Source organism: Candidatus Jettenia sp. AMX1, assembly GCF_030263775.1.
Lineage (GTDB): Bacteria > Planctomycetota > Brocadiia > Brocadiales > Brocadiaceae > Jettenia > Jettenia caeni.
Window position 1 is genome coordinate 1 of the sequence record NZ_SZPP01000087.1, and the last position, 4,312, is coordinate 4,312.

At 41.6% G+C, this 4,312-nt stretch carries 2 protein-coding genes; both read left to right on the plus strand.

Annotated features, from left to right (window positions below):
• Window positions 1-1,219: 1,219 nt before the first annotated feature.
• Window positions 1,220-2,035, plus strand: a complete 816-nt coding sequence (locus tag FBQ94_RS17215) for a WecB/TagA/CpsF family glycosyltransferase (RefSeq protein ID WP_007219924.1) — start codon at window positions 1,220-1,222, stop codon at window positions 2,033-2,035.
• 194 nt (window positions 2,036-2,229) lie between these two features.
• Window positions 2,230-3,552, plus strand: a complete 1,323-nt coding sequence (locus FBQ94_RS17220; RefSeq protein WP_007219923.1) for a nucleotide sugar dehydrogenase — start codon at window positions 2,230-2,232, stop codon at window positions 3,550-3,552.
• Window positions 3,553-4,312: the final 760 nt, after the last annotated feature.

A 4,312-nucleotide genomic window follows, 5' to 3' on the forward strand; every position in this document is an offset into this window, starting at 1 on the left:
CCCCAATTAAGCGGGAAGGACGCATGGCAAGAAAACAGTTCCTTTGCTTTTTTGTCAACAGGAACATTATTTTTTCTTGACATGCTTTTTCATAGATGAAAATTCCTCTACAATCAAGCTAAAATAGGGAAACGGTGAAGAATAACAAACCACCCATAATCCCCCTTAGTCCCCCTTTAAAAAAGGGGGAAATGTATAATCCCCCTTGGTCCTCCTTTAGAAAAGGGGAAATGCATAATCTCCCTTAGTCTCCCTTGAGAAAATGGGGAAATAGTGAATGCTTTAGAAAATGGAGAAAAGTTTGCTATGTTTGATCAGGCAAATTTTTCTCAAAAGGAAATCCTTCCTCCTTTTCTAAGTTTATCCTTCTTTCCCCCTTTTTTAAAGGGGGTTAGGGGGGATTAGAGGGGAACATGCACACACATTGCTCTTTCTCCAGGGGGATAGCCTCCTTCCCATGGGACACTATTCTTAGCTTGATACATGTGCCGATTTACCCACCCCTAACCCCTCCCGGGAGGGGACTTTCCCCGATCGGGTCGAGGACCAGCTTTTATTCCCCTCCCGGGAGGGGTTAGGGGTGGGTTCATTTCGCTGGATAGACGCAAGATCTTGCATCTCTCCTTTCCTTTTCCTGCCTAATCCCGTAGGGATGTCATGATTATAGAAAAAGAAGAAAAAAGCCCTTCAACCCCGAAGGGGTGACATGGGATGTCTGCATGAATGTCATCTCTTCAGGATTTCATGGTAAGGTATATTTTATCTCTATTCGTCTTTTATAGCGAGACATGAGATAACCCCATGGGAACTTTGAACTGATGTCTCTATTTTTCATGAGTAGAGGGTGGATTTGAAAACCTGCCCCTGCTATCAAAGGCAGCCTCATATAACTACGTAATTCTTCACATTATATAAGGTTACAAGAAATGTTAGAAAGCTAACAGTATGGTGTTAGTTTTTTAGTTTTTTATATAACCACCAATTCTGTAAACAGTTAAACAATTCATTTTTTCTTGTTTTTACCTCTTAGTGTTACCTTCCTAACATCCATAGTATTTTCTTTTCTTATCCCTTGTAAACACTTTATTTTCTCTATATTGAAATAATACAAGGAGTTATGCCTTTTATTTTTATGATTGTGGTCGTTGGTATAGTTTTTTCTCTATGAACCTTGAAGTCGTAACATGATGATATAATTTTTTAAAGGTTAAATCATAGCGTGAGCAAAATAGCCCAAGAAAATAAGACGGGGAATGATCTTAATATCCGGAAAAGGTTTAATTTTTTCGGCGCTCATATTGATCCTCTGACTATGGAAGAGACACTTGGGCGCATAGATGAAATAATCAAAAATCGTGAAGTAACCCAGCATGTAGTGATAAATGTTGCGAAGTTGGTAATGATGCAAAAAGATAACCGTTTACGGGAAATTATTAACTCCTGTGGACTGATAAATGTTGATGGCCAGGGAATTGTGTGGGGAGCGCAACTGATGAACTTTTATGTGCCGGAACGGGTTGCCGGGATTGATCTGATGCAAGATCTGATAAAGCATGCCGCATGGAAAGGATACAGGGTATATCTTTTAGGTGCCAGCGAAGAAGTTATTAAAGCGGTAGTTAACGTATGGTATACGCAATATCCTAACCTTGAAATTGCTGGTTACAGGAACGGCTATTTCTCCGAGAGAGAAGAAAGCGAAATTGTTGCAAATATTCAAAATTCTCATGCTGATATACTATTCGTGGCAATGAGTAGTCCTAAAAAAGAATTATTCTTGAATAAATACCTCGATTCTCTTGGAGTACCCTTTACTATGGGGGTTGGCGGGAGTTTTGACGTTGTAGCAGGGAAGGTAAAACGCGCCCCTGTATGGATGCAACGGATTGGGTTAGAGTGGTTTTTCAGATTCTTGAGTGAGCCCAAAAGAATGTGGAGGAGATATCTGGTGACAAATACCGTCTTTGCCTGGATGCTGGTAAGGGCTTTATTCGAGAAATGTTTATTAGCCTTGATCAGAAGGATTATGTTGTAAAAAATTACCCTGTTCTGTAAAACTAATTCTGGCGGGGTCTGAAAACCAGCACAAATATTTACCATAAAATTATCTAGACAATAGGATACACCTTATCTATAGTATACGGTTTCTGGAGGATGATTTCTCATGAGTTATTTCAAGAGATATAGATAACCCGGGGAGGTAATGTTAACCACGCATTTACAAAATACATGAATAGAATTCCAGGAAGTTTACTCGAAAAAATTCAAACCAAACAATCTCTGATCGGTATTATCGGTCTTGGCTACGTGGGTCTTCCCCTTGCCATTGAATTCTGCAGGGCAGGTTTTCCGGTAACAGGTTTCGACATCGATGATAAAAAAGTAGCATTACTAAAACAAGGAAAGAGTTATATCAAACATATCGATAGCTCACGGATCATGGCCAACGGGTCGCGATTCTCTCCCACTTCCGATTTCTCGAAACTTTCCGATATGGATTGTATTATCATCTGCGTTCCAACCCCTCTGAATAAAAACCGTGAGCCAGACATGACCTATGTATTCGGCACGACAAGAACCATTGCTCAGTATCTCAGGAAGGGGCAGTTAATCGTTCTTGAATCAACTACCTATCCGGGTACTACGGATGAGGATATGAGATCGATATTGGAAGAGACGGGTTTAAAGGCGGGTGAAGACTTCCATCTGGCATTCTCTCCTGAAAGAGAGGACCCGAACCGGAAGGATTTTTCTACCTCAACTATTCCAAAGATAGTAAGCGGCTATACAGAAAAATGCCTTGCGGCTACCAGGGCGCTGTATGATTCAGTCGTTGTCAAAACCATACCGGTATCATCAACAAAGGTTGCTGAGGCAACAAAGCTGCTTGAGAATATTTACCGGGCAGTGAATATTGCCCTTGTCAATGAGCTCAAGATGCTCTTTGATAAGATGGGAATTGATGTATGGGAGGTGATAGAAGCAGCAAAAACGAAACCTTTCGGATTCCAGGCCTTCTATCCGGGACCGGGGCTTGGCGGGCACTGTATCCCGATAGACCCGTTTTATCTGACATGGAAGGCAAGGGAGTATGAATTTTCAACCAGGTTTATAGAGCTTGCAGGAGAGATAAATACGAATATGCCGTATTATGTCGTTGAGAGGGTCGGGCAGGTTTTAAATACCATCGGGAAGGCTCTGCATGGTTCTCAGATCCTTGTGTTAGGAACGGCGTATAAAAAAGACGTGGATGATCAGCGGGAATCACCATCGTTGCGTATTATTCAGCTCTTAAAGAAAAATGGCGCGAATGTGATATACCACGACCCATACGTTCCCGAGTGCAGGGGGCATCGTCATTATCCTGATATTGATATGAGTTCTGTTGCGCTTACCGAGGAGGTTTTAAAAAAGGCGCATATTACACTTCTTTTGACAGACCATTCCCTGTATGACTATGCTTTTATAGAAAGGCATGCAGAACATATTGTGGATACAAGAAATGCGTTTGAGAGGAATGGCATAAAGAGTAAAAAGATCTATAAGTGTTAAAATGAAATTTCAATACCCAAAGAACTTCCGCAGAAGCGATCTGATAAGGTGTAATTTCTGAAGAACTCCGAGGTTATCCATGTGTTTGATACATAAAAAAAGCATGCCGCTCCTGTGGGGCTATAGGACATTTTGTATGAAGCCGAACATACCGCATTCAACCCCGAAGGGGTGACATCTCTAAGCGGATATCCCATGTCACCCCTTCGGGGTTCACAATCCTTCTCTCTGTTTTTGCTATAATCATGACATCCCTACGGGATTAGGCAGGAAAATCTAATTAGGCCTTTGGCGACTTTTATTTTTTATGAAACCGTAGGGCAAGGCTTTACAGTCTGTCCGAGAATGCTTTCACACGGCAAATCCTATGCTATATGCTAACAAAATATTAGCACGATAACAATATTTAGTATGGCATGTGAGTCAATTGCATTCTCGGACAGACTGTTTAGGTTTAGCCTTGCTTCCCCGTTGGAATGCACCTGGGTAAGAGCAACCCTGAAGGGTTTCCCTACGGAATTGAAATTCCTATGCATTTAATTAGGTTGGGTTTTAAAAGGCAAAACCCAACGACTTTTTACCCACCCCTAAATCCCCTCCCGAGAGGGGACTTTTATACTCCCCTCTTGAGAGGGGGTTGGGGGTGTGTTCCTTCCCCTCTGAGACTGTGTCGTAATTATCAAAATTTTTTATAAAAAAGCGGACTCTCGGAGAGATAAAGAATGCGGGATGTGATAGAATATACCCCTAAAAAGGAGGT

Coding starts and splice junctions, on each gene's coding strand:
- FBQ94_RS17220 (WP_007219923.1), top strand. CDS start 2,230: ATGAATAGAATTCCAGGAAGTTTACTCGAAAAAATTCAAACCAAACAA.